The 23,420-nt window shown below is 68.7% G+C and carries 16 protein-coding genes; 9 read left to right on the top strand and 7 right to left on the bottom strand.

The window, feature by feature from the left end; genetic code table 11:
• Positions 1 to 8: 8 nt before the first annotated feature.
• Positions 9 to 1,613, bottom strand: a complete 1,605-nt coding sequence (locus tag CGZ91_RS02440; RefSeq protein ID WP_094452354.1) for an FAD-dependent oxidoreductase — start codon at positions 1,611 to 1,613, stop codon at positions 9 to 11.
• Positions 1,606 to 2,661 carry a LacI family DNA-binding transcriptional regulator gene (locus CGZ91_RS02435; RefSeq protein WP_094452965.1) on the bottom strand — a complete coding sequence of 352 codons (1,056 nt, stop codon included), beginning with the start codon at positions 2,659 to 2,661 and terminating at the stop codon, positions 1,606 to 1,608. Before CGZ91_RS02435 ends, CGZ91_RS02440 begins: the two co-directional genes overlap by 8 nt.
• Before the next feature lie 231 nt (positions 2,662 to 2,892).
• Between CGZ91_RS02435 and CGZ91_RS02430 the strand changes: the two genes are divergently transcribed.
• From CGZ91_RS02430 to CGZ91_RS02410, 5 genes are all read left to right on the top strand, one after another.
• Positions 2,893 to 4,893, top strand: a complete 2,001-nt coding sequence (locus tag CGZ91_RS02430; protein ID WP_144276749.1) for a ligand-binding sensor domain-containing protein — start codon at positions 2,893 to 2,895, stop codon at positions 4,891 to 4,893.
• Between the two features lie 45 nt (positions 4,894 to 4,938).
• Positions 4,939 to 5,979, top strand: a complete 1,041-nt coding sequence (locus CGZ91_RS02425; protein WP_094452352.1) for a dienelactone hydrolase family protein — start codon at positions 4,939 to 4,941, stop codon at positions 5,977 to 5,979.
• Positions 5,980 to 5,995: 16 nt separating this feature from the next.
• Positions 5,996 to 7,303: a lactate racemase domain-containing protein gene (locus CGZ91_RS02420; RefSeq protein WP_094452351.1), complete on the top strand. Its 1,308-nt coding sequence runs from the start codon at positions 5,996 to 5,998 to the stop codon at positions 7,301 to 7,303.
• Positions 7,304 to 7,305: 2 nt separating this feature from the next.
• On the top strand, positions 7,306 to 7,788 hold the full coding sequence (locus CGZ91_RS02415) for a hypothetical protein (RefSeq protein ID WP_144008465.1): 483 nt from the start codon (positions 7,306 to 7,308) through the stop codon (positions 7,786 to 7,788).
• 199 nt (positions 7,789 to 7,987) lie between these two features.
• A complete protein-coding gene (locus CGZ91_RS02410; RefSeq protein ID WP_229116367.1) occupies positions 7,988 to 9,196 on the top strand; it encodes an MFS transporter in 1,209 nt (402 codons plus the stop codon).
• A 107-nt stretch (positions 9,197 to 9,303) separates the two neighbouring features.
• Here CGZ91_RS02410 and CGZ91_RS02405 read toward each other — a convergent pair whose 3' ends face one another.
• Positions 9,304 to 10,320, bottom strand: a complete 1,017-nt coding sequence (locus tag CGZ91_RS02405) for an aldo/keto reductase (protein WP_094452349.1) — start codon at positions 10,318 to 10,320, stop codon at positions 9,304 to 9,306.
• Positions 10,321 to 10,557: 237 nt separating this feature from the next.
• Entirely contained in the window at positions 10,558 to 11,610 is a 1,053-nt protein-coding gene (locus CGZ91_RS02400) for a restriction endonuclease (protein WP_094452348.1), read from the bottom strand.
• Between the two features lie 232 nt (positions 11,611 to 11,842).
• Between CGZ91_RS02400 and CGZ91_RS02395 the strand changes: the two genes are divergently transcribed.
• Positions 11,843 to 12,502, top strand: coding sequence for a Type 1 glutamine amidotransferase-like domain-containing protein (locus tag CGZ91_RS02395; protein WP_094452347.1), 660 nt, complete (start codon positions 11,843 to 11,845; stop codon positions 12,500 to 12,502).
• 313 nt (positions 12,503 to 12,815) lie between these two features.
• Here the strand turns inward: CGZ91_RS02395 and CGZ91_RS02390 are convergent, their stop codons facing one another.
• Together CGZ91_RS02390 and CGZ91_RS02385 are read right to left on the bottom strand one after the other, a co-directional pair.
• Positions 12,816 to 14,219: an NAD-dependent epimerase/dehydratase family protein gene (locus CGZ91_RS02390; RefSeq protein WP_094452346.1), complete on the bottom strand. Its 1,404-nt coding sequence runs from the start codon at positions 14,217 to 14,219 to the stop codon at positions 12,816 to 12,818.
• Positions 14,216 to 16,099 carry a M48 family metallopeptidase gene (locus CGZ91_RS02385; RefSeq protein WP_094452345.1) on the bottom strand — a complete coding sequence of 628 codons (1,884 nt, stop codon included), beginning with the start codon at positions 16,097 to 16,099 and terminating at the stop codon, positions 14,216 to 14,218. The genes CGZ91_RS02390 and CGZ91_RS02385 overlap by 4 nt, the downstream gene beginning before the upstream one ends.
• Positions 16,100 to 16,230: 131 nt before the next feature.
• On the opposite strand from CGZ91_RS02385, the gene CGZ91_RS02380 reads away from it, so the two are divergent.
• The 3 genes from CGZ91_RS02380 (at position 16,231) to CGZ91_RS02370 (ending at position 21,728) form a co-directional block, all read left to right on the top strand.
• Positions 16,231 to 17,655: a DUF2252 domain-containing protein gene (locus tag CGZ91_RS02380; RefSeq protein WP_094452344.1), complete on the top strand. Its 1,425-nt coding sequence runs from the start codon at positions 16,231 to 16,233 to the stop codon at positions 17,653 to 17,655.
• Positions 17,656 to 17,808: 153 nt separating this feature from the next.
• On the top strand, positions 17,809 to 19,602 hold the full coding sequence (locus CGZ91_RS02375) for an NAD-dependent malic enzyme (protein WP_094452343.1): 1,794 nt from the start codon (positions 17,809 to 17,811) through the stop codon (positions 19,600 to 19,602).
• 824 nt (positions 19,603 to 20,426) lie between these two features.
• The gene (locus CGZ91_RS02370; RefSeq protein ID WP_094452342.1) at positions 20,427 to 21,728 is read left to right on the top strand and encodes a PrsW family intramembrane metalloprotease; all 1,302 of its coding nucleotides are present in this window, start codon (positions 20,427 to 20,429) and stop codon (positions 21,726 to 21,728) included.
• A gap of 24 nt (positions 21,729 to 21,752) precedes the next feature.
• On the opposite strand, the gene CGZ91_RS02365 is transcribed toward CGZ91_RS02370, so the two are convergent.
• Positions 21,753 to 23,417 (bottom strand): ABC transporter substrate-binding protein, encoded by a 1,665-nt coding sequence (locus CGZ91_RS02365; RefSeq protein ID WP_229116427.1) that lies wholly within the window; start codon positions 23,415 to 23,417, stop codon positions 21,753 to 21,755.
• Between the last annotated feature and the right edge of the window lie 3 nt (positions 23,418 to 23,420).

The following is a 23,420-nucleotide window of genomic DNA, read 5'->3' as shown; positions in this document are numbered from 1 at the left end:
TCCTTTGATCAGTAGCCGCGGACGTGGTCGGGCCACGCGACTTCGACCCCTTGCTGGATCAGGGTTTGTTGGAAGTCCTCCGTGAGCGCCGTGCTCTCGTGGACCTGGTGAGGTGTCAGGCCGTACGCCAGACAGTGGGCTGCCAGGGCTCCTGCCGCTTCGCCGGTGTTCCACTCGACCGGATGGAGGCGGTAGCAGCCGTTGGTGATGTGCGTCGTGCCGACCGTCTTGGCGGTCGCCAGGAGATTCGTGACCCGGCGCGGGATCAGGAAGCCCAACGGCAGCTGGAACGGGCTGGCGGGGACGTCGATGTAGTTGTCGCCTCCCGTGGAGGGGTGGAGGTCAATGCGATACATGCCCACGCCGATCGAGTCGGCGAAGCTGCGGGCCCGATCATCGGGGTGCCGCATCCAGACGTCCTTCTCGGAGACGGTGGTGACGGCCTTGATGCGGCGGGCCTCGCGCCAGTAGGGCGCCATCGCCAACCCGTCGTCGGTGCCGACGACATCGGGCCGGATCCGCAGCCCGGGCCAGCCGGTGCCGCCGTCGGGGCGGGGCGCCTCGGTCTGCATCCAGTAGAGGAAGGACAGCGACAGCTGGCGGGCTTCCTCCAGCCGCTTCTCGCCATCGGCGGCGTCGATGATCGGATGGGTGAAGTAGTCGATCTGGGGCCAGTTGACCAGCGTGATGTCGGAGTCGAACGAACCCGGAGTGAAGAGGTCACGGGCCAGAATCCGGCGGAAGGTCCACAGGTTGCCATCGCCGGGGGTGACGGACTGGTCGGCGCGGACCGCCAGCGCATCGTCGCCCGGATTGGGCTCGAAGTGACGGGTGGAGACGTTGAGCGTACGCGGCTCGGGCCCCGTCCACGACAGCAGCGGCGCACCCCAGAACTCGGGCTGGTGGCTGGCCCAGAGGTCATACATGGCGGGCTTGTCGATGGTGTGGTCGCCGTCGACATGGTCCACTGCGAAGCAGATGCTGACGGCTTGGTGGTTGTCGGGCCGGGCCACGTCTGGCGCACTCGGTTCGTCGAACTCCGAGCTCGCCTCGGAGCCGATGGCGTACTCGGTGCCGGTCAGCGCCAGTAGTTCGCCGGTCTCGGTGGCCTCGATGACGTAGTCGGCGGTCACGGTGACCTGGCTGCCGTCATCCAGCAGGTCGAAGGTGACCGAGGTGACGCGGTCTCCGTCGGTGGTAGCGCTGACGGGCCGGGCCGGTTGCAGCACCACCAGGGCGCCGTTCGTACGCCACGGGGCCAGCATGTCCTCGATGACGGCGAGCGCGACGCGGGGCTCGTGGCACAGCTTGGAGACCCAGCCGGCGCCCGGGTTGAGTTCGGTCCAGGCCCGAGCCCGGTCGGTGAGCGGATAGTGGTCGCGGTAGTACTGGCGTACCCCGTCGCGCAGCCGGCGATAGCGGGCCGTGACGCCGAAGTCCTCAACCCAGGGATGCTCGTCGAAGGGGACGGCCTGGGAGGTCGACTGGCCACCGAGCCACGCGAACTCTTCGGTGAGGATGACGCGCTGGCCCGCTTCGAGGGCGGCGAGCGCGGCGGCGACGCCACCGAGGCCACCGCCGACGACGAGGATGGGGGCGTGAAGGTCAGGCATGGGGACTCCTGGCAGGGGACGTGGACGTGGATGGCAGATGTGGGGCGGTGAGGGTGTGGCCCTGATCGATCTGGCAGGGCAGCAGTTGGGCGGGATCGACGGTGTCGTCGCCGTCGATGGTTGCTGCGAGCAGGCGCAGCGCTCGGGCTCCCATCTCGCCGCGAGGGATCCGGAAGCCGGAGAAACCCTCGGGCCAGGGCCGGCCCTCGGGTTCGCCGAGCAGCGCGTAGGACAGTCCCAGCTGCCGTTGGTCGGCGGCATCGCGGAGCAGCACCGGGTCGACGTCGGTGCCGACCAGGACAGCGGTGGCGCGGTGGTCGGCGATCACCTCGGCGGCCTCGTCTGGGCTGAACGCGTCACCGGCGAGCAGGATCGGGTGTCGCCCCTCGGACTCGAGCGCCCGCCGATAGCCGGCGACCCGGTCCCGGGCCGACGGAGCGGTGCTGAGGTCGCCCAGGAAGGCGATCCGCCGGTGGCCCAGCTCCATCAGTTGCCGAGTGATCTCTTCGGTGGCGGTGGCGTAGTCGGCGCCGACATAGGGGGCGGTGCCGTCTTCGTCGCCGTCGCGGCGACCCAGATAGACCACCGGATAGTTGCGTTCCCGCAGTTCGTGCAGCTCCCGATCGTTGCCGTGGCGGCCGATCAGAACGCAACCGTCGGCGACCTCGAGCCGATTCCAGCCGGCATCGGTGAGCCGCCGCCGTCCCTCGGTGACCGGGGCGCTGGTGAAGAGCAACAGGTCCACGCCGACGTCGAAGGCCGCGGCTTCCATGCCGACCAGGAAGGGGTGGTAGAAGTTCGAGCCGTCGCTGGGAAAGACCGACTCGTAGGTGAAGACGCCGACGATCCGATTGCGGCCCCGGGCCAGGCCCTGCGCCATCGGGTTGGCGGCATAGCCGGTCTCCCGCATCGCATCGAGCACCCGCCTGCGGCTCTCCTCGCCGACCCGGGCCCGGGCATTGGAGGGCCCGTTGAGCACCAGCGAGACCGTGGCCTGACTGACGCCAGCCAGCTTCGCCACGTCCGCCTGGGTCGGTCGACGCCTCATCTCCACCACCCACTCCGTTTCTTGATCAACGCTGATGTCGGCCGCGGCTGCTGCGCCGCGATTGGCGTCAATAGATCATGCGCATGACCGCCTGGTCAATACCCAAAAGCGCCATTGCAGCAGGTTTGTAGCCCGATCGTGACCTAATAATGGTTATTCGCATTAGATCGTTGCATTGGGTTGCTGGGGTGGTGATACTCGGTGCAACCCGACGACGATGCTGGAGGAACCGTGTCCGCGAGTCAGCGCCGCGCAGTGGCCAGCGCCGCCATCGACGCCGTCGGCGCCCCGATCGTCGAGCGCAACATCCGCGGCACCTCATCCGGCCTGCTGCCCGACGGCACGCCCGTCCTCTACGTCCCGACCTTCGGTGAGCCGGCCATCCTCAGCGTCGTCGACGCCCGTGACGGCGCTCTGATCTCCAGTCACGAACTGACGGGCATGACCACCGCCATCTACACCGGCGTCGCGCCGGACCAGTCCGCGGCGTACGTGGTCGGCACCACCCCGGGTGCGGCCCTGTTCCGCTACGACACGGCGACCGGCGGATTCGAGAAGCTCGGCAATCCGGTCCCGGGCGAGTCCAACCTCAACCGGATCGCCGCCTTCGGCCCTGACGGCACCCTCTACACCGGCACCTTCCCGAACGGGCACGCCGCCAGCTATCACCCCGAGCGCGGCTTCGAGGACCTCGGCCCGATCGCACCAGGGGAGGAGTACGCCCGCAGCATGGCGGTGGTGGACGGCAAGCTCTACGTCGGCACCGGCACCAACGCCAGGTTCTTCGAGATCGACCTCGCCACCCGCGAGAAGCGGGAGATCGCGCTGCCGCCGGCGTACGCGGGGCAGCAGGCGTACGTCAACGAGATGTACGCCCGGGGCGGACTGGTGTTTGCGTTCTTCTCCCCGGCGTACGCCTATGGCGTCTATGACCCGGCCACCGGGCAGTGGCGCGAAACCCTGACCGATGTCGGCGCGCTGGCGCCGTCGGCCGAGATCGACGGCCGGGCGTACCTGGTGGGCCGCGACGCCAACCTCTACTCCTATGACCTGGCGAGCGGCGAACGTACCCAGCGGACCACCACCGGCCCGTTCACCTCGGAGGTGGCCCGGGCGCTGGGCCAGGCCGACCTCGGCGACCCGCAGTGGCCGGGGACGACACTGGTCGGCATCGGTCTGACCGGTGCGATGTGCCACTGGAATCCGGTCACCGAAGAGTTCCGCAGCTTCGACTCGCAGGCCCGGGGCGGTGCCCTCAAGGTCGCGGCCATGGGGTTTTCGCCCGACCGTCAGCTCTACGTGTCGGGCTTCCTGACGCCGGGGCGGGCGGCCCGGATCGATCCCGACAGCTTGGCGATCACCCAGCTCGCCGGCCTCGAGCAGGCCGAGTTCGTCGGCACCCTGCACGACCGGACCGGCCAGCACCTCTACTTCGGCACCTACCTCGACGCGGGGCTGTGGCAGCTGGACGAGACGACCGACTGGCAGTGGGGGACCAACCCGCGCCACGTGGCTGGGCTGGCCGACCTCGGGCAGGAACGGGTCGCGGTCGTGGCCGGCGCGGGTGCCGACGTGGCCATCGGCACTGTGGCCGTCAAGGGCAAGCTGAACGGCGCGGTGAGCGTGATCAACCCAGCCGCCGGCGAGGTCGTCCACAGTCTCACGCCGGTCCCGGAGCATGCGGTGTCCGCGATCCTTCACACCTTCATCGGTTCGCGCCCGGCGCTGATCTGTGGCACCTCCAGCGTGCAACTCGGCGCGGAGCCGGTCGACACGGACGCCAAGCTGTGCGTCGTCGACCTTCAGGCCGGCACCGCCCACGCCGTCATCACCCCCGTCGTCGGTGCCCAGAGCATCAACCAACTCGTCGAGCTGCCCGACGGGCGCGTCTGGGCACTGGTCAGCGACTCCTCGATCCACGAGGTGACCGCCAGCCAAGCCGACGCCCCGGAGGCGTACGCGCTGACGACCAGCAAGGTCCTCGATCTCTTCGGCGAACCGCGCCCTGCGGGCGCCTGGGGAGTCCCGAAACTGCACCTGCTCGACGACGCCACCCTGCTCGGGAACGCCGCCGGGCAGATCTTCACCATCACCATCGCCACCGGCCGGGTGAACGTGCTGACCGAGGGGGCGTACGCCACTCCCGACCCGATCGGTGATGGGAGCTTCTACTTCGCCGACCTGACCCGGGTCTACCGCTACCGCCCCGACAGTCCTCACCAGAACCGCTAAGTTGAATCCAGCCCCAACGACGCAGCCAACGAAGGAATGAGCGCCATGAGCGACCCCGTCGACGAACGCAACCTTGCCTACGCCAAGGACCTCCACACCTACTTCGCCTCGATCATGGTCGACGGCCACGCCGACCGGGTCCGCGACGCCTGGGACTGGGACACCAGCAGCCCACAGGCGTACGCCGACTCAGTCGCCGACAACCGCGAGGAGTGGCGCCGCCTCATCAACCCGCCCACCTTCCAGGCGCTCGGCCCGGCCCGTGACGTGGCCACCGAGGTGCCGAACGGCACTTGGCTGGAGATCGACGTCCACGAGCACCTCAAGGCCGACGGCATCCTCGTCGTCCCCGAGGGCGCCACCAAACTGGTCGTCTTCCAGCACGGCCTCGGATCGACCCCCGAACGGGTCTTCGGGCTGGGCAAGCCGGGCGCGTACCACGCGGTCGGGCAGCGGCTGGTCGAGGCCGGGTACGCCGTGCTGGCACCGCGCAATCTCTACCAGATCGAACCCCGCAATGACGCCGAATCGATGGCGCAGATGGTCGGCACCACCGTCGTCGGCGTCGAACTGGCCCGGGTCCGCGTGCTTCTGGATGAGATCGCCAAGCGTCATCCGCAACTGGATCCCGACAACATCGCCATGACCGGGCTCAGCTGGGGTGGGCTGGCGACCCAGTACTGGACCCCGCTGGAGCCGCGCTTCGCGGTGGCCGCGACCATCGGCTTCTACAACGACCGGTTGTTGAAGATGGCCGCCCCGGCCGGCGACCCGAAGTTCGGCAGCTTCCTCGGCCGCGCCGAACACCACGCGTACTACTGGAACCAGCTGGGGATCTTCGGCGACACCGAACTGGCCTCGCTGGTGTGCCCGCGGCCCTTCCTGGTGCAGCACGGCCAGCGCGATCCGATCGGCTGGGCGCCGGCGATCGCCGAGGAGTTCGAGCGCAGCCGCCGCTTCTGGGACGAGCTCGGTGTCGGTGACCGCGCCGAGATCCACATCTTCGACGGCGGCCACGAGGTCGACACCGAGCAGCTGGTGAGGTGGCTCGGACGACACTTCCCGGCGGACACGCAGGACCGCTGAGCGCTAGGCTGCCGCCATGGTGTGGTTTGCAGAAGAGCAGCGTTTCCTCGAGCGGGCACAGGTCCTGGAGGCCGCCGCGCGTACCCTCGACGAGGCCGCGCAGCGCATGAACATCGACAAGTTCAACCGGGTCCTGCTGCTGCCGCCGGACATCACCCGCGCGCACTCCGGCGCCGGCTACATCACCGAGCACTTCTATGAGCTGCTCGATGCGCAGGGCTGCGACGTGCATGTGATCCCGACGCTCGGACAGCATGTGCCGCACACGCCCGAGGAAAACACGTGGATGTTCGGGTCGATCCCGCACGAGAAGATCCACGCCCACGACTGGAAGAACACCGTCACCAACGTCGGCACCCTGGAGGGCGACTTCCTCAAGGAGAAGACCGGCGGGATCGCCGACTGGGACATCCCGATCGACCTCAACTCGATGCTGGTCGACGAAGAATGGGACCTCATCATCAACATCGGCCACGTCGTGCCCCACGAGGTGCTCGGCTTCGCCAACCACAACAAGAACTACTTCATCGGACTGGGCGGCAAGCGGCTGCTCGGCGCCTCCCACATCGCCTCGGCGATGTATGGCATCGAAAACAACCTCGCCAACCTGCTCACCCCCGTACGCCAGTGCTTCAACGAGGCCCAGGAACGCTTCCTGAGCCACCTGCCTGACGTCTTTTTCCAGGTCGTCATGGACTACGACGAGGACCAGAAGCTGCGCCACACCGGCGTCTTCGTCGGCGACGACCTCGAGACCTACCTGTCGGCTGCCCGCGCCAGCCGTGACCAGAACATCACCGTCTTCGACGAGCCCGTCAAGAAGGTCGTGGCGGTCATGCAGGCCGACGAGTTCCACGCGACCTGGGTGGCCAACAAGGCCGTCTATCGCACCCGGATGGCGATCGCCGACGGCGGCGAACTGCTCATCATTGCGCCCGGCGTGGAGCGGTTCGGTGAGCAGCCCGAGGTCGACGCGCTGGTCCGCAAGTACGGCTACCGCCCCAAGGACACCATCCTGGAGCTGTACAAGACCGAGGCCGACATGCAGGACATCCCGCACGGCACCGCACACCTGATCCACGGCTCCTCGGAGGATCGGTTCACCATCACGTACGCCCCCTCGGGCCTCACCAAGGAAGAGATCGAGGGCGTCGGCTACGGCTACATGGATCTGGACGAGGCGCTGGCGCGCTACAACCCCGAGACCATGACCGATGGCTGGAACACCATGCCCGACGGTGAGGAAGTCTTCTACATCTCGACCCCCTCGGCGGGTCTGTGGTCGACCCGGGAGAAGCTCGCTGGGCGTACCGACGAAGGCTGATCATGCGCGTACGCCCCGACAACCCCGTGGCCCGCAACCTAATGTGGTTTTTTCTGGTCGGGATTGTGGGCGCTGTCGGGATGATCATCTTCCAGATCGTCGACAGTGGCATCACGTTGGGGCTGTCCGTCGCGGTGTTCTTGATGCTGTTGTTCGCCTTCCAGGGATGGGCGAATCGGCAGGTCAGCCGCAGCGACATCGTCATCAACGCCTCCGACATCGTCATGGAGGGCCCGCGAGGGTGGCGGGCGACCGTCGGCAACCTGGCGGCGGTGGAGATGGATGGCACCGACCTGGTCCTCACTCCGGACCCGGACAACTTCGATGCCCGGCTGGCCAACGCCCGCAGTTTCACCCGGATCTTCGGTCCGGGCCGGGGCCGCAAGGGCGTGGTCGTGGTGCGATTCCACGAGGCCGACGTTCCCAAGGTGACCCGCAGCATCGCCCGATTGCGCAGCGCCGTGGCCGCGCGGCGGCAGGGCTGATCCGGGGCGGGACGTGGGAACCCGGCGTACGCCGCTGGGTCCCGCTGGTCCGCGCGCAGTAACTACATCTGGCGCGTAACTACGTGATGCTGTAGTTGTGCAGGTGATCTGGTCTGTTTCGCCTGCGTGGCTACGTGTTGCTGTAGTTGTGCAGGTCTGGCGTCCGCGAGGTTGATCCGGGCCGACTACGATCGCCCGGGTGACCGACGCCCCCACTCCTGCCGCGGTACGCCGTGCCCGCGGCGCCGTTGCGGCCTTCTTCTTCACCAACGGCCTGCTGCTGTCGAACCTGCTGCCGCGGCTGCCTGAGATCAAGGCTGCCCTGGAGCTGGACAACACCCAGTTCGGCATCGCGGTCGCGGCGTTTCCGGCCGGCGCGTTCCTGGCAGGGCTGGCCTCGCCTTCGCTGATCCGCCGGTTCGGATCCGGTCCGGTGGCGGTGGTCGGCACGGTGGTGTCCTCGCTGGGCGTGATCTCGGCGGCGGTGGCGCCGGCGTACCTGCCGCTGATCCTGGCGTTGCTGGTCGCCGGCGGTGCCGATGCGATCACCGACGTGGCGCAGAACGCGCACGGGCTGCGGGTGCAGCGTCACATGAAGCGTTCCATCATCAATTCCTTCCACGCGGTGTGGTCGGTGGGGGCTGTCACCGGCGGTCTGATGTCGGCCGGCGCGATCGCGCTGCGCATCCCGCTGCCGATTCACCTGGGGGCCAGCGGCGGGCTGGCGATCGTGGTCGCCTGCGTCGCGTTGCGGTTTGCGCTGCCCGGCCATGACGAGGAACCGGTCCAGTCGGGGGAGGCCGCGACGGACGCGAGGCGCCGGGTCGCGGTGCCGCGGCGTACTTGGATCATGTTGGCCGCGCTGGTGCTGATCGCCGTGGCGGGTGCGCTGGTCGAGGACGCCGGCAACTCCTGGGCCACCTTGTATCTGTCGGACTCGCTGGAAGCGCCGCACGAGATCGCCGCGATGGGCTACATCGCGATGGTCGCGGTGCAGACAGTGGCACGGTTCGTCGGCGACGCGATGGTGGACCGGATGGGGCAGCGGGCGGTGCTGTGGCTGGGCGGTGCAGTCGTCACGATCGGCATGGGGGCGGCGCTGGCGTTTCCGACCGTGCCCGGCACCATCCTCGGCTTTGCGGCGGCTGGCTTCGGCTGCGCGGCGGCCATCCCGTTGGCGATGCAGGAGGCCGACGACCTGCCCGGGCTGCGGGCCGGCATGGGCCTGACGATCGTGACCTGGCTGCTGCGGGTCGGGATGTTGGCCTCTCCGCCGATCGTCGGCGCGATCGCCGACGCCACCGAACTCCGGGTCGGTCTGCTGGTCGCCCCGATCAGCGGCCTGGTGATCGTGGCCTTTGCCGGCCTGGCGATGCAGCCGCGGCGACGGCCGGCCGAATCGGCCTGAGTGCCGCAGAAAAGTCGTCCCCAGCGGCGGCAGGTCGCGTGATTTGCGACCTACAGCCGCTGGGGCTTTTCGTAGCGGTCCACCCGACACCGTGCCAGAAAGCCGACTCAGCGCCGCCGGCGTTCGGGCTTCAGCTCCTGTTCGCCGTAGCTGTGGTCGGCCAGGCTGACCGTCAGGCCCGGCGCGACGATCTCGTCGATCCGATCCAGCGTCTCGTCGGACAACTCGACGTTGACGGCCGGCAGCACCGTCTCCAGCTGCTCCATCGTGCGGGGCCCGATGATCGCCGAGGTCACACCGGGGTGGCGGATCACAAAGGCGATGGCGAGCTCGGTCAGAGTGATGCCGAGGTCGGCGGCGAGCGCCGACAGGTCATCGACCATCTCCAGCTTGCGCTGGTTGGCCGGGTTGGCCATGTCGAAGCGGAATGCCGGCCGCCCCTTCGAGGCAGGCTGCGGTGGGTTGTCCTTGCCCCACTTGCCCGACAGCCAGCCACCGGACAGCGGGCTGTAGACAAGGCTGGTCATCCCGTGCCGGAGCAGGGTGGGCAGCACGTCAGTCTCGATGCCGCGGACCAGCAGGGAGTAGGGCGGTTGCTCCGTCACGAACCGTTCCAGGCGCCGTTCCTTCGAAACCCACTGCGCCTCGACGATCTGCGATCCGGAGAAGGACGAGGTGCCGATGTAGCGGACCTTTCCCTGTCGGACGAGGTCGGTCAGCGCGCCGAGGGTCTCCTCGATGTCGGTGTCCGGATCGGGCCGGTGCATCTGGTAGAGGTCGATGTGGTCCGTGCCCAGACGTCGCAGCGAGTCCTCGACCTCACGCATGATCCAGCGCCTGGAGCCGCCCCGGTGGTTGGGGTCTTTGTCCATCGCCGAATAGAACTTCGTTGCCAGCACCACGTCGTCACGGCGACCCTGGAGCGCCTCGCCGACGATCTCCTCCGAGACCCCTTTGGAATACGTGTCCGCGGTGTCGATGAAGTTGATGCCGGCATCCAATGCGGCGTGGATGATCCGGACCGCGTCGGCGCGGTTGTCGTTGCCGATCGGCCCGAACATCATCGCGCCCAGGCACAGCGGGCTGACTTTCACTCCGGTGCGGGCCAGTGGTCGCAGATCCATGGCGGTTCCCTTCGGCGGCGTTGGCGTACGCCCCGATCCTAGGGGCAGCGCGTCAGCGCGCGGCGGCGGGGCAACCGCGCGCACTACGTGCAGTCGATTCCTGAGGAGCCTTGTTTTCGGGGGTTCCTGCGAATCGACTGCACGTAGTGCGCGGGATCCCGGGTGACCACGGAAGCTGGCGTCGACCTCAGGCCACCGGCAGCCAGGCATCGAGTGGGCCGGCCACCGGTGCGGTGGTCAGGCGTCGTCCTCCAGCACCCACACTTGGCGCAGCGGAATCTGCGCTCGGGTGGCGGCGGGGAGGCGTTCGTAGGTGGCGAAGAGCTGGTCGAGCAGTTGTTCTGCATCCCACACCCGCAGCATGGTCCGGTCGCGCTGGAATTCCTTGCGGGCTGGCTTGGTCACTCCGCCCCACGCGACGAGCAGGGCTTGGTCGGCCTTGTGTTGCACCATCGCCGAATGCAGGCCGCGGACGACCTTCACGTCGATGGCCGAGGGCTCCGACTTGACCTCGACGATGAGGGTCGGGGCGTCGAGTCCGAGTGGGCCCATGCCTCCCACGATGTCCACGCCGCCGTCCGGGCCGGGAGGGGAGACCTCACATCGGAAGCCGAGCACCGTGAGAATGTCAGCGACGAGGTGGGTGAGCTGGTGCTCCTTGAACCGCTCGGCGACGTGAGTCCGTACCCGATCACGGATCGCCTCGATGGTCGGCGCGGTCTCCGGGTCCGTGACGTCCAGCGATGAGTCAGGGGCGGGCGCTTGGGTGGTCGTGGCGTTGGCTTCTGGCGTCGCGCCGGTGTCGGTCTCGCCAGCTGCGACGGCTTCCAGACGCTCGGCTGCGCCGTTGCGGGTCGCCTGAAAGACGGTCATCGATCCGTTGAGCGTGTAGACGAGGTCTTCACTCAGCACCGTCTTGGCTATTGGTTCGCTTGCCCACTTCACCGGCAGGTGGTGCCGGCGAGACTTGTCGGGCTGGGACGGGTCGTACGCATAACTCCCAGTCGCTCGTCCGAACTGGATGTAGCCGGGCTTCGTCTTCAGCGGCAGGACGATCAAATCCCCGACCTTGATGGAGTTGCGGAAGGCCCAAAGCTGGCCGGTGTGGTTGGTCTGCCGGCCCAGTGACGCCTCCGGATACGCCGCTTCGACGAGGGCCCGGACGTCATCTCGGCTCTGGCAGCCGCTCAGGTCACCGATCTCGGACCACCCGATCGTGGCGCGCCCGTGCTCAATGTTCCAGTGTTCGTTCTCGCCGAGCCCGCCTGCCCGCACGACCCACGCTGCCATGATGTCCTCCCGTCATTGGTGTCATCAGTAGACCAGAACTGACCGAGTCCCACTAAATGGAGGCGGTCCGAAGCGGCGAACCGCGCGCAAGACGTGCAGTCGATTCTCAGCGAGGCCCGTTTCCGGCGGTTCTGGGGAATCGACTGCACGCAGTGCGCGACGTGACATGGGGCGCGGTTTTCGTCGGCAACCGGCGGCGTCCCGCCTCGGCGTCGCCTGACATGCTCGGCGCATGCGCCTCTACCTGTCCTCCTTTCGGCTGGGCGATCACACCCAGGCATTGACGGAGTTGGCTCCGCCGCCGGGTCCCGCTGTGGTGATCGCCAACGCGATTGACGCCGCCCCGAGCGAGGATCGTGCGAAGCGGGTAGCAGAGGAACTCGACCGGGTCGCGGGGCTGGGGTACGAGGTGTCCGAACTCGATCTGCGGGACCACCTGTCTGACCGCGCCGGGCTGGCGGACCGCCTGGCCGCCGCCGAGCTGGTGTGGGTGCGCGGCGGCAACGTGTTCGTGCTGCGTCACCTGCTCGCCGTCACTGGCGCCGACGCCATGATCGTCGAGCACCTGGCGCGGGACACCTTCTGTTACGGCGGATACAGCGCCGGTCCCTGCGTGCTGGGCCCGCACCTGCGTGGGCTGGAGATCTGCGACCCGGTCGCGGAGTTGACCGAGGCATACGGAGCGCAAGCCCGCTTCGACGGGCTCGGCGTGCTCGACCGGGTGGTCGTACCCCACCTCGATTCACCTGATCATTTCGAGACGGCGGTCCTGGCGCGGGTGGCCGAGATCCACGAAGCCGCCGGCGAGCCCTACCTGGGGTTGCGCGACGGCGAGGTGTGGCTCGCCGCCGGCGACCCGGCTGAGGGACGCCTGCTGCCGCGGCGCCAGTGAAAGGTACACCCAGATCGCCGCATTGGTGGCACCGACGCCGATGCTCGACCACTTCGCGCAAGGCGATTCGATCTTCTCGAACTGGAAGGCGATCGGTGACGCGTACGTCCAGCGCATGGAGCTGTACGTCAGTCTCGGACACGAGGACCGGTTCGTCTCGCTGATGGATCGCGGGCCACATGCGTTTCCACCGGAGATCCGGGAGTTGTCCTATGCCTTCCCGGACCGGTGGTTGGCCCCGAGCGCTACCGAGGCTGGGGCCGGGGAAGGGGGCGCGACGCGGCGGGGCCAAGGGGCGCCCGCCGCGCACGGCTCAGACCACCGGCAGGAACCGGTCCTGCGGCCGCCAGCCCAGCAGCCGCTCGGCCGAATCGCCCAGATAACGGCCCGCGGGATGCGGAGCCAGGATCTGGATGACCGGCGCAGGCTCGGGCAGGTCGGACACCAGTGCGGCCGCGAGCACCGCTTCGCCGGCGTCGCGCCAGGAGATCGTGTACGGGTTGATCGCCTGCTGGAGCGGGGAGGGCTGGACGTCCACGTAATCCGGGTGCACCAACTGGCAGAACTCCAGGATCGGCGCCATCAGGCCATGTTCGGCCGCCAGGGTCCGGACGTACTCGGCGGCCAGGTGCTTCGACAGCGAATACGGGTCGGCGCCGGGCCGTGACGGCGACGCATCGCCCACCCCGGTGGCCTCGCTGTAACCCCACGGGAACCCCGAGATCAGGCGGGTCGGGCCGGTGTGGACGATCCGCTGCAGACCGAGCTCGATCGCGGCGGTCACCACATTCATCCCGCCCTGCAGGTTGACCTGCATGCCGCCGTCAAGCTGGTGCCGCAGCACCGTCACGTTGATCAGGCAGTCCGATCCGCGTGCCGCCTCCAGCACCTGGTCGGCGTCGGTGACGTCACAGATCGCGGCCCGATGCGGCGCCGCGATCGGCCCCGGCACCGGAGCGCCCGGCGCCTGCGGCGGCGCGGCGGCGATCTCCTCCAGCGATCGCAGGTCCACCCAGACCAGTTCGATGCCGGCAGCCATGATTGCCTCAGCTGTCGCGACCCCGAGCGGACCGGCGCCGTAGAGGGTGATCCGACGAGGTCGCGGCACCTGACGGACCGGAGTCACCGTCGGCCACGCTGGTTCCTCGGCACTGCTCGGCAGCGGGTCGGCAAGGATGTGGCGGGGTCGCCACAGCGCATCGTCGATCGTCATCACGCGCAGCGCCGGCGGCGGCTGGACCGCCTCCAGCACCGCGGCGATCATGTCGTCGGTGGGCTGCGCCCAAGGACGGTCGGCTCGCAGGGCAACCCCGGTCAGCCCGGGCGCGGCCCGCAGCACCTCCCGCGCGACGGTCTCGAAGAACCAGTCCGGCAACGCGGCCGAACTGGGGCGCGGCGCCCAGTCCTCATCCCAGTGCCAGCCGTCGGCGTACCCATCCATCACCGACGTACTGCCCAGGCTGACGACATGGCACACGTCACTGCCAGCGATCCAGCGATAGGGCAGCGAGGTGAGCGCGAGGAGGTCCTCACCGCGAGGCATCGGCTGCCCCGGATGCGGGTTGCCGATCACCAGGACGTCGGCGGCCGTGGTGTCCGCGTACGCCGAAGGGTCCGGCTCGAGCACGGTGTGCCCAGCTCCCCGCAGCGCGGCCACCACCGCCGCGCCGGCATGCACCAGCGCGACCGTGAGCGGTCCGCGATCAGTGGTGATCACCAGCGAGTCCCTTGCGGACCGGAGTCGCCCTGCTGAGGATCCTGCTGGTCGCCCTCGTTGTGCTGCTCGGACTGACCCGAGCCGGATTCGCCGGAAGCCTGCCGACCCGAGTCCTGCTGGCCAAAGTCCTGACGACCGGAGTCCCAGTCCTGCCAGCGGGTCGAGTTGCGCCAGTCCTCGCTTTCAGCCTGGTACGCCTGGCCCTGACCCTGATCGGACCGGGGCTGATCGGCGAAGGCCGGCTCGGAGGAACCCTGCTCGGCGGGGAAGTGCTGGCCGCGGTCGGACTGACCCTCAGCCTGGAACCCCTGCCCGGACTGCTCGCCCTGGAAGCCCTGCCCCTGGAAGACCGGACCGGTCTGCTCGGGCCACGACGCACTCTGGGCCGAGGACGGCCATTCGGCGCTCGGCTGGGAACCGGCCTGGTCCTGGCTGAACCCGGCACTCTGCGGGCTCATCCCGGCACCGCCGGGCTGACCGCCCTGCGGGCCGAAACCGCCGGGGCCACCGGGGCTCTGCGGACCCTGCGGACCGAACCCACCCGGTCCCTGCGGCCCCTGGGGGCCAAAGCCACCCGGACCCTGCGGCCCCTGCGGGCCAAAGCCGCCGGGTCCGCCCGGTCCTTGCGGGCCGGCCGGGCCGAATCCGCCCTGACCGCCGAATCCACCACCCTGGCCACCCGGAGGCAGCTCAGCGGTACGCCAGCCGCGGCGCAGCATCCGCTGGCCATAGGTCGAGTCCTCGCCCTGACGGATCTCTGCGCCGGGCAGCGGGGACGGGAAGACCTTGCCGAACTGCGGCTCGCCGGTCGGCGGGTAGGTCTCGATGAAGGCGCTGGCCTCCTGCGGCGAGGGGTAGTCCTTGGTGGGCTTCGAGGCATCCGGCAGCGACGGCGTACCGGCCAGCGGGCCCTTGGGCCACAGCAGCAGCGACCCGCCCTTGGAACGGTCGCGGATCGCCTGGATGCGCCAAGTGATGATCGGATGGCTGCCGAGCACGTTGACCAGCGGCACCCACAGTGCGCGGTCGGTGATCGCGCGGTCGGCGAGCTCGTCGGGGTTGACGTTGGCGTTGAGGTACTTGCCGGCAGCCAGCACCTTCATCGCGCCGTAGCCGCCCTGCTGACCGGTCAGCTTGTAGCCGAAGTTGTCGGCGGTGTACTCCTGCGCGCGGGACAGGAACATGCCCAGCAGTGGGATCTGCTGCATGATCTGCATCAGCAGGGTTCGCCAGTAGGACACGTGCCCGGCGCCGATGTGACCGACCTCGTGCGCGATCACAAACCGCAACGCCTCGGGATCACGCGCCGCGCCGCCGACCTCGAACATGTCCGAGTGCAGCACGATGAACCGCCGCCAACCGTGCCCGGACGCGAAGGCGTTGACCACGCCCTGGCCGGGGATCACGTACGCATCGGGGATCTTGCGCAGGCCAGCCGACAGGGCCGCCTCGACCACCATCTTGTAGCCCTCGGGGAACTGGGTCGGCGACATGCGTACGCCGCTGACCCGATACTGCGCGTAGTAGACACCACGGATGAAGAGCACCAAGAACGGCGACACCGTCGCCACCATCAGCAGCACGACCACCCAGCCGATGCCGTCGTTGATCACCTGGTCCCACGGGTAGGGCGAGGGCGGCGGCGCCGGATCCGTTGGGGTGTTGGTGACGAAGTTGATGAACTGGACCGCCAACACCGGCAGGATCAGCACTGCGGCGGCGACGTAGACGATCACCGCGATGACCGCACCGGTGACGACGAATGGCATCTCGCCCGGATGGAGGATCCGCTTCAGCTGCGGGCCCAGGGTGGTCTGGCGATTGGTCGCCGTCGGCGGCGCCGGATCGGCCTCCGCCTGTGGGGGATAATTGATGCTCACAGCGCTCCTTAGGGCGACAGGTGTCGGCTGAGTCTAGCGACGGGGTCGGCCAGCCTGTCCAGCATCCGCGACAGCTCAGAAGCGGAGGTTGAAGGTTGCGGTGACCCGGCTCCGGGGCGGACGATGAAGCGATGAATTCACCCATGCAGGGCACCCCGGACCCGGACCTGATCAACGTCAGCGTCCTCAACCCGGGCGTTGGCCGGGATGAGCGCTGGGCCCACGGCAAATCGTTGCGCGACCAAGTGCCCCACGAGGCGCTGGCGTACTGGCGCGCCGACGACACCCGCCCCGACCCGGTCGACATGGTGATCGAGTCCCATGAGGGCCGCAATCCTGACCTGATCGGGCTGCGGATGGCGCGGATGGCGGCCACCCCGTACGGCTTCCTCCGCGGCGCCGCCAACATCAGCGCCCGCGACGCCGCGAGCCTGCCCGCCACCGGCATCCAGCCGGTCATCTGCGGCGACATGCACCTGTCCAACATCGGTTTCTACCGGACCCAGGAAGGCGCACTGGTCCTCGACCTCAACGACTTCGACGAGGCACACACCGGCGGCTGGGAGTGGGATGTACGCCGGCTGGTCGCCAGCGTGTGGATCGCCGGCCTCGAGAACGGTGCCAGCGAGGACACCTGCGCGGAGGCGGTGATGTCGTGCGTCAATGCCTACCGCGACCGGATCCGTTCGCTGGCGCGCCAGCCGCTGCTGACCCGGGCGTTCAACCGGCTCGACGTCGACGAACTGCAGGCGACTGCCTCGGAGGCGCTCGCCCCCGAACTGGACCGCACCATCCGCAAGGCCACCAAACACACCTCGGACCGCAAGCTGCCCAAGGTCACCGCCGAGGAACAGGGCACCCGCCGGATCATCGAGGATCCGCCGCTGCTGACCCGGCTCAGGGAGGGGGACGCCCAGGAGTTGGGGCTGGCGCTGGATCGTTATCTGCAGACGATCCCGCCGGCGTGGCGCCGGGTGCTGGACGGGTACACGCTGGTCGATGTCGCGCGCAAGGTGGTCGGCATCGGCTCGGTGGGGCTGGGGGCGTACATCGCCCTGCTGGAAGGATCCGGTCCTGACGACGTGCTCTTCCTGCAGCTCAAGGAGGCGCAGCGGTCGGTCATCGCGCCCTACGTCCATGGTGACAGGGCCTGGCACCGTCACCAGGGCAAGCGGGTCGTCGAATACCAGCAGACGGTGCAGACCGCGTCCGACCCGCTGCTGGGCTGGACGGATGCGCTGGGGCAGCAGCTCTATGTACGCCAGTGGCGCAATCTCAAGGGCACTATCGACCTGACCCGGGTCACCGGGCAGGCGCTGGCCGACTATTCCCGGATCGCCGGCGACCTGCTGGCGCGGGGGCACTCACGTACCAGCGGCGCCTCGATGATCGCCGGCTACGTCGGCAAACACGACTCCGTCGCCGAGGCGTTCACCCGGTTCGCCAAGGCGTACGCCGATCAGACCCTGGCCGACCACGAAGCCCTGCTGGCCGCGATCAAACAGGGCCGGCTGCCGGTCGACGAGGGCCATCTGGAGGCTCTGCACGGCGGCTGATCTGCTCGTCGTTTCAGAAAACCGCGCCTCAGCTGACGCCAACGAGAGACGACCTTTCTCTGCAGGCGCCGGCGGCGCGGGGCAACTGACGACCATGGCGGCACGGCCTACCAGTGTGGCCACTGGTCTGCTCGGGCCACTAGGCTGAAAACCGTGGCACGCCAGTTTGAGTACAAGCAGACCGAAGCCGGTGAGATCGTCGAGATCGCGGTGCGGGGCAGGCAGATCCTTGCCCGCCCGATGATCGCGTTCGGCACCGCCTACACCCACGAGGAGCGCGACCAGCTCGGCCTCAACGGCCTGCTGCCGCCGGCAGTGGTGTCGATGAGCAATCAGCTCAAACGGCTCTACAAACAGTTCAAACGCCAGCCCAACAACCTCGCCAAGTACGTCCTGCTCACCGACCTCCAGGAACGCAACGAGATCCTCTTCTATCGCCTGGTGACCGAGCACCTCGAGGAGATGCTGCCGATCATCTACACGCCGACCATCGGCGAGGCGATCCGCGAGTACTCCGCCTGGTACACCCGGCCCCGTGGCGTCTTCCTCGGCATCGACCAGCAGGACGACATGGAGCTGGCGCTGCGCAACTACGGACAGGGACCCGACGACGTCGACCTGATCGTGGTCACCGACTCCGAAGGCATCCTCGGCATCGGCGACCAGGGCATCGGTGGCATCCGGATCGCCATCGGCAAGCTCGCGGTCTACACCGCCGCCGCCGGCATCCATCCGCTGCGGGTGATGCCGATCGTGCTCGACCCGGGCACCGACAACATGGCGCTGCTCAACGACGACGGCTATCTGGGTCTGCGTCATCCGCGCGTCCGGGGCGAGGCCTACGACGAGTTCGTCGAGAAGTTCGTCACCACCGCCGCCCGGCTCTATCCCCGCGCGCTGATCCACTGGGAGGACTTGGGCGCCAGCAATGCCCACCGGGTCCTCGCCAAGTACGTCAACGACTACCGCACCTTCAACGACGACATCCAGGGCACCGCCGCCGTGGTCGCCGCTGCCGTGCTCGCCGCGGTCCAGGCCAGCGGCACTCGGATGGCCGATCAGCGCGTCGTCATCCACGGCTCCGGCTCGGCCGGCATCGGCATCGCCGACCTGCTGGTCGAGATCATGGTCGACCAAGGCATGGATCCCGACCAGGCCCGGGCCTGCTTCTGGGGTCTCGGCAGCCGCGGCCTGCTCCGCGAGGGCACCCGGATGCGCGACTTCCAGGAGCCGTACGCCCGCAGCCAGGCCGAGCTTGACGGCTGGCAGCTCGACGAACCGGACAGGTACGCCCTCGCCGACGTCGTTCGCAACGTCAAGCCGACCATCCTCATCGGCACCTCCGCGCAGCCCGGCGCCTTCAACGAGGCGATCGTCAAGGACATGGCCGCCCACGTCGAGCGGCCCATCATCCTGCCGCTGTCCAATCCGACCTCACAGTCAGAGGCGTTGCCGGCCGACCTGCTCGCCTGGACCGGCGGCAAGGCGCTGATCGCGACCGGGTCCCCGTTCGCCCCGGTGGAACGTGACGAGCAGACGTACACGATCGCGCAGGCCAACAACGCGCTGGTCTTCCCTGGCATCGGGCTCGGCACCATCGTCTCGCAGGCCTCCCGGGTCACCCCGGGCATGATTTCGGCGGCGGCGCAGGCGCTGGCGGGGCTGGCGGACGGACGCCGGCTCGGCAGCGCGATCTTGCCGGCTGCCTCCGAACTGCGGTCGGTGTCGGCGACGGTCGCGATCGCGGTGGCGGAAGCTGCGGTGGCCGACGGGGTCGCCGAGGTTGAGCTCGACAGCCCGATCCAGCAGGTCTACAAGAAGATGTGGCAGCCGAACTATCCCACGGTGGTGCCGATCACCAACAGCGTCACCCCAGTGCGCCGTGCCGACGGCAGCATCGACGACGGACCCGACAGCTGGCACGCCGCCGGCGGCCACGAAATCTGAGGCCAGGCGGCGTACGCCTTGGCTGCACAACTACAGCATCACGTAGCTGCGCAGCCGAAATGGGCAGTTTGACCTGCATGCCTACAGGGGCCCGAGGTTGTGCAACTGAGGTGCGGATCGGCGCCGCCCGGCCGATCTCGGTCGTTGCTGCGTCGGTGGTCTCCCTGGCCACTCTCGGGCGAGGTGTACGCGAGAGCTGCGCGCAAGACGCGCAGTCGATGCGTCCGGGCGCCCCTGCAGCGGGGTTGGTGAGAATCGACTGCGGCTCTTGCGCGCGACAAGCGGGGAACACCACCCCTAGCGAGTCCGGAACGGGAGGCCACCTGTCGGGTACGGGGGAGACAGAACCTCAACTTGTTGACGAAGTTGGCCCCGGATCGGGGATCTGGGGCGTAGAAGTTCAACTTGTTGAGGAAGCGTCCCCCTGCTGGCCCGGGCACCTGGGCTGCGTGGGCGTACGCCTCGGGGTGGCTTCCAGTGCGGGAGGCCCGGGGCACGCCTGATCTGCGTAACTACAGCATCACGTAGCTACGCAGGTCACATCGGCGGTTTGACGTGCACAACTACAGGGTCCTGAGGTAGTGCAGCTGAGGTGCGGATCGGCGCCGCCCGGCACCCGGCCCCGGCCTTCCGTTGCCGCGCCGGTGGTCTCCACATGGTCGTTCTCGGGCGAGGCGTACACGCGAACTGCGCGCAAGACGTGCAGTCGATTTGCCCAGACCCCCGAACAGCGGGGTCGGTGAGATTCGACTGCACGTCTTGCGCGCGACAGCGGGGGAGTGGCCGGGAATTTGCCCGGCCCCGGCAGGTCCTAACATCGTTGGGTGAGCAACTTCTACGGCGACTCGCAGCGACCGGCGAACGGACAACCCCAGCAGCCCGGCACGCAGCGCCCGACACCGTACGGCGGTCCGCAGCAGGCCGGCCAGTATCAGGTAGGTCCCGAGCAACGGCACCCGCAGCCCGCGCCGCCGCAGGGTCCCGCCGACCTGCAGACTTCGCCCGCGGGGAGCCCGACAGCCGCCAAGAGCCGCGGCCCGCGGCGCAAGCGTCGCCCGATGGTGCTGCCGGTGGCAGCGATCGCGATCGGTCTGTTCACCACCTTCTTCTTCCTGCTCGCGGTTGGTCTGTCCGCCAATGTCGAGGGCACCGACCTGGGCTTCGTGGCCGCGACCGCGGTGCTGCTGGTGGCGCTGCTGATCCTGTGGTGGCTGGATCGCTGGGAGCCCGAACCCGTCGTATTGTTGGTGGCTGCGTTCCTGTGGGGATCGGGCATCGCGACCTCGCTGTCGCTGCCGTTCACGCTGATGACGCCATTCCTGGCGCCCACCCCGGAGGCAGGGATCTGGCTGCAGGCGCCGGTGGTCGAGGAGTTCACCAAGGGCCTGTTCATCCTGCTGCTGGTGGCCGGCAAGCGAGGCCGGTTCGAGTTCAACGCGTTGACCGACGGGGTCATCTACGGCGTCCTGGTCGGCGCCGGCTTCTCCTTCCTGGAGGACCAGCTCTACATCGCCAGCACCACCACCTTTGACCAGTCCGCCGAACTCGCCTCGATCCGCATCGGCGGCTCCGCGCTGGGACACGGCCTCTACACGATGTGCTTCTCGCTCGGCATCTGGTTTGCCATGAATCGGCGCAGCGTGCTGGCCCGGATCGGCTGCGGTGTCGGTGGGTACGCCGTCGCGGTGCTGCTGCACGGCATCCACAACGGCGCCGCCGTCGCGGCGGGGACCTCGGATGACATGACGCTGTTCTATCTGGTCAAGGCGTTCACCTTCGTCGTGCTGGTCGCGTTGGCCGTCATCGCCTGGTTTGCTCGCCGCCACGAGGGCCGGCTGATCGCCGCCGAACTGCCCAAGATGGCTGAGGTGGGCCTCATCAGCGCCCAGGAGGTGAGCTGGATGTCCTCGCTGAAGGGTCGCCGTGACCACCTGAAGTCGCTCCCCAAACCGGCCCGCGCTGACGCCAAGAGCCTGATCGAAGCGGTCACCGAACTTGCCTTCCTGGAACACCGGATCGCCCGCATCGGCGGCCCGGTCGCCCCGGTGCTGCAGCAACAGCGCGGCGAACTCGGCAGCGTCATCCAGGGCACCACTGCGGCACTGACGGCCGCCGGGCTGCGCTGAGGGCGTACGCCGACGGGAGCCGCCTCAGCCGGTGTAGCCGACCTGGGTCCAGTCGACGGTGGCAAATCCCATGGCACCGATGTTGACCACGGTCTGGCGTACGCCGACCAACTGCGGGGCGCTGTAGAGCGGCGCGCAGGCACCTTCCCGCCACAGGATCTCGTCGGCCCGGTTGGCGGCCGCGGCCTGGTCAGCCAGTGTCGGCGCCTGCCGCAGCGCCTCCAGCTCAGCCGCCAAGCCCTCGTGCTGCAGCGCCGTCGCGGCCAAGTCGCCGCCGTCGTCGAATCGGGCCGCGACCGTCGCGGTCGGCATCGCATCCACCGTCCGCAGCCGCGCCGCCAACTCGAACTCGCCACTGGCCAGCCGTTCGCGTACCCGAGGCTCGGGCTCGGTCACCAACTCCACCTCGGCTCCGGCCTCGGACAGCATCCGCTGCAGTTGCAGGCCCTCGTTCTCAGCGAGCGGATCGCCCTCGGGCAGCAGCACCCGCAGCTTCCACGGCTGACCGTTGAGGGTGCGGACGCCGTCAGCGCCGCGCGCCAGCCCGGCCGCATCCAGCTCAAGCCCGGCTGCCTCCGGATCAAACCGGGCCAGCTCGGAATGGTCGACATAGCCGGTCTGGTTGGCGGTGAAGATCGTGTTGCCGTGCGCGGTGACCGGCTCCAGCCCGGACAGGTCCGACACCGCGATCTCGTCGCGATCGATCGACCGCAGCACTGCCAGGCGCACCGCGACATCGGCCAGTTGAGGACTGGCGGTGTTGAGCAGCAGCTGCCGGGCGGTCTGGCCGGCCGCGCGGCGGATGGTGCCGTTGCTGACCTCCCGGGCGCGGGTCAGGGCTTGGGTGTCGGTGTCGATCTCCAGGACGTCGATCTCGTTGGTGCTGTACGCCGCCGCCGCGTCCTCGTCGTCCATCACCTTGAAGGTGACCCGCAGCAGGGCCGGTTCGATGCCCCACCAGCGCATGTTGGGACTGAGCACCACCCGGTCCTCCGTGACCTGGGCGACCTGGAAGGGGCCTGCCTGCATGGCAGGTGCGAGCTCGGACCAACCCTCGTTGAACGCGCCCGAATTGCCGATCGCGCTGGCGCGCAGCGGCGTACGCAGCAGACCCGGCCATGCCGGGAAGGGCGCATCGAAGCTGAACTCGACGCCGGTGGCGCCGTCGGCGCGGACCTCGGTGATCCGCTCCCAGCCCAGCCCGGTACGCCGGCGTACGTCACCGAGCTGACCGGACATGGCTCGCCAGGTCGCCACCCAGTCCTCGGAGGTCAGCGGCGCGCCGTCACCCCAGACCGCGTCGGGGTTGAGCTCGAACCGGACCTGGGTGGCGTCCTCGGATGCGATGGCCTCGACCAGATAGTCGGGGTTGGGGCTCGGTTCGGCGCGGGCGGAGAAGTGGAAGTACTGCGGCATCACGGCCGAGAGGATCGGGGTCTGACTGGCGCGCGGACCGTCGCTGTGCAGCGGATTCCAGGTCGAGGGCAGACCGCGCACCTGCAGGCGCAGTTCGCCGGCGCCGACGCGGAGGTCCTTGGGTTCGGCGCGGGTGACATCCTCGTCGGGCATCACGACCGAGGGGCGACGCGGTGGCGGTTCCGATCCCGGATCGCTGCAGCCGACCACCGTCGTGACCACCGCGGCCGCAGCCAGGCCGAGCAGCGTACGGCGATTGATCCCGTCAAACATCAC

Origin of the sequence: Parenemella sanctibonifatiensis, from assembly GCF_002250565.1 — a bacterium.
GTDB lineage: Bacteria > Actinomycetota > Actinomycetes > Propionibacteriales > Propionibacteriaceae > Parenemella > Parenemella sanctibonifatiensis.
This window is presented reverse-complemented; position numbering and strand designations above follow the sequence as displayed.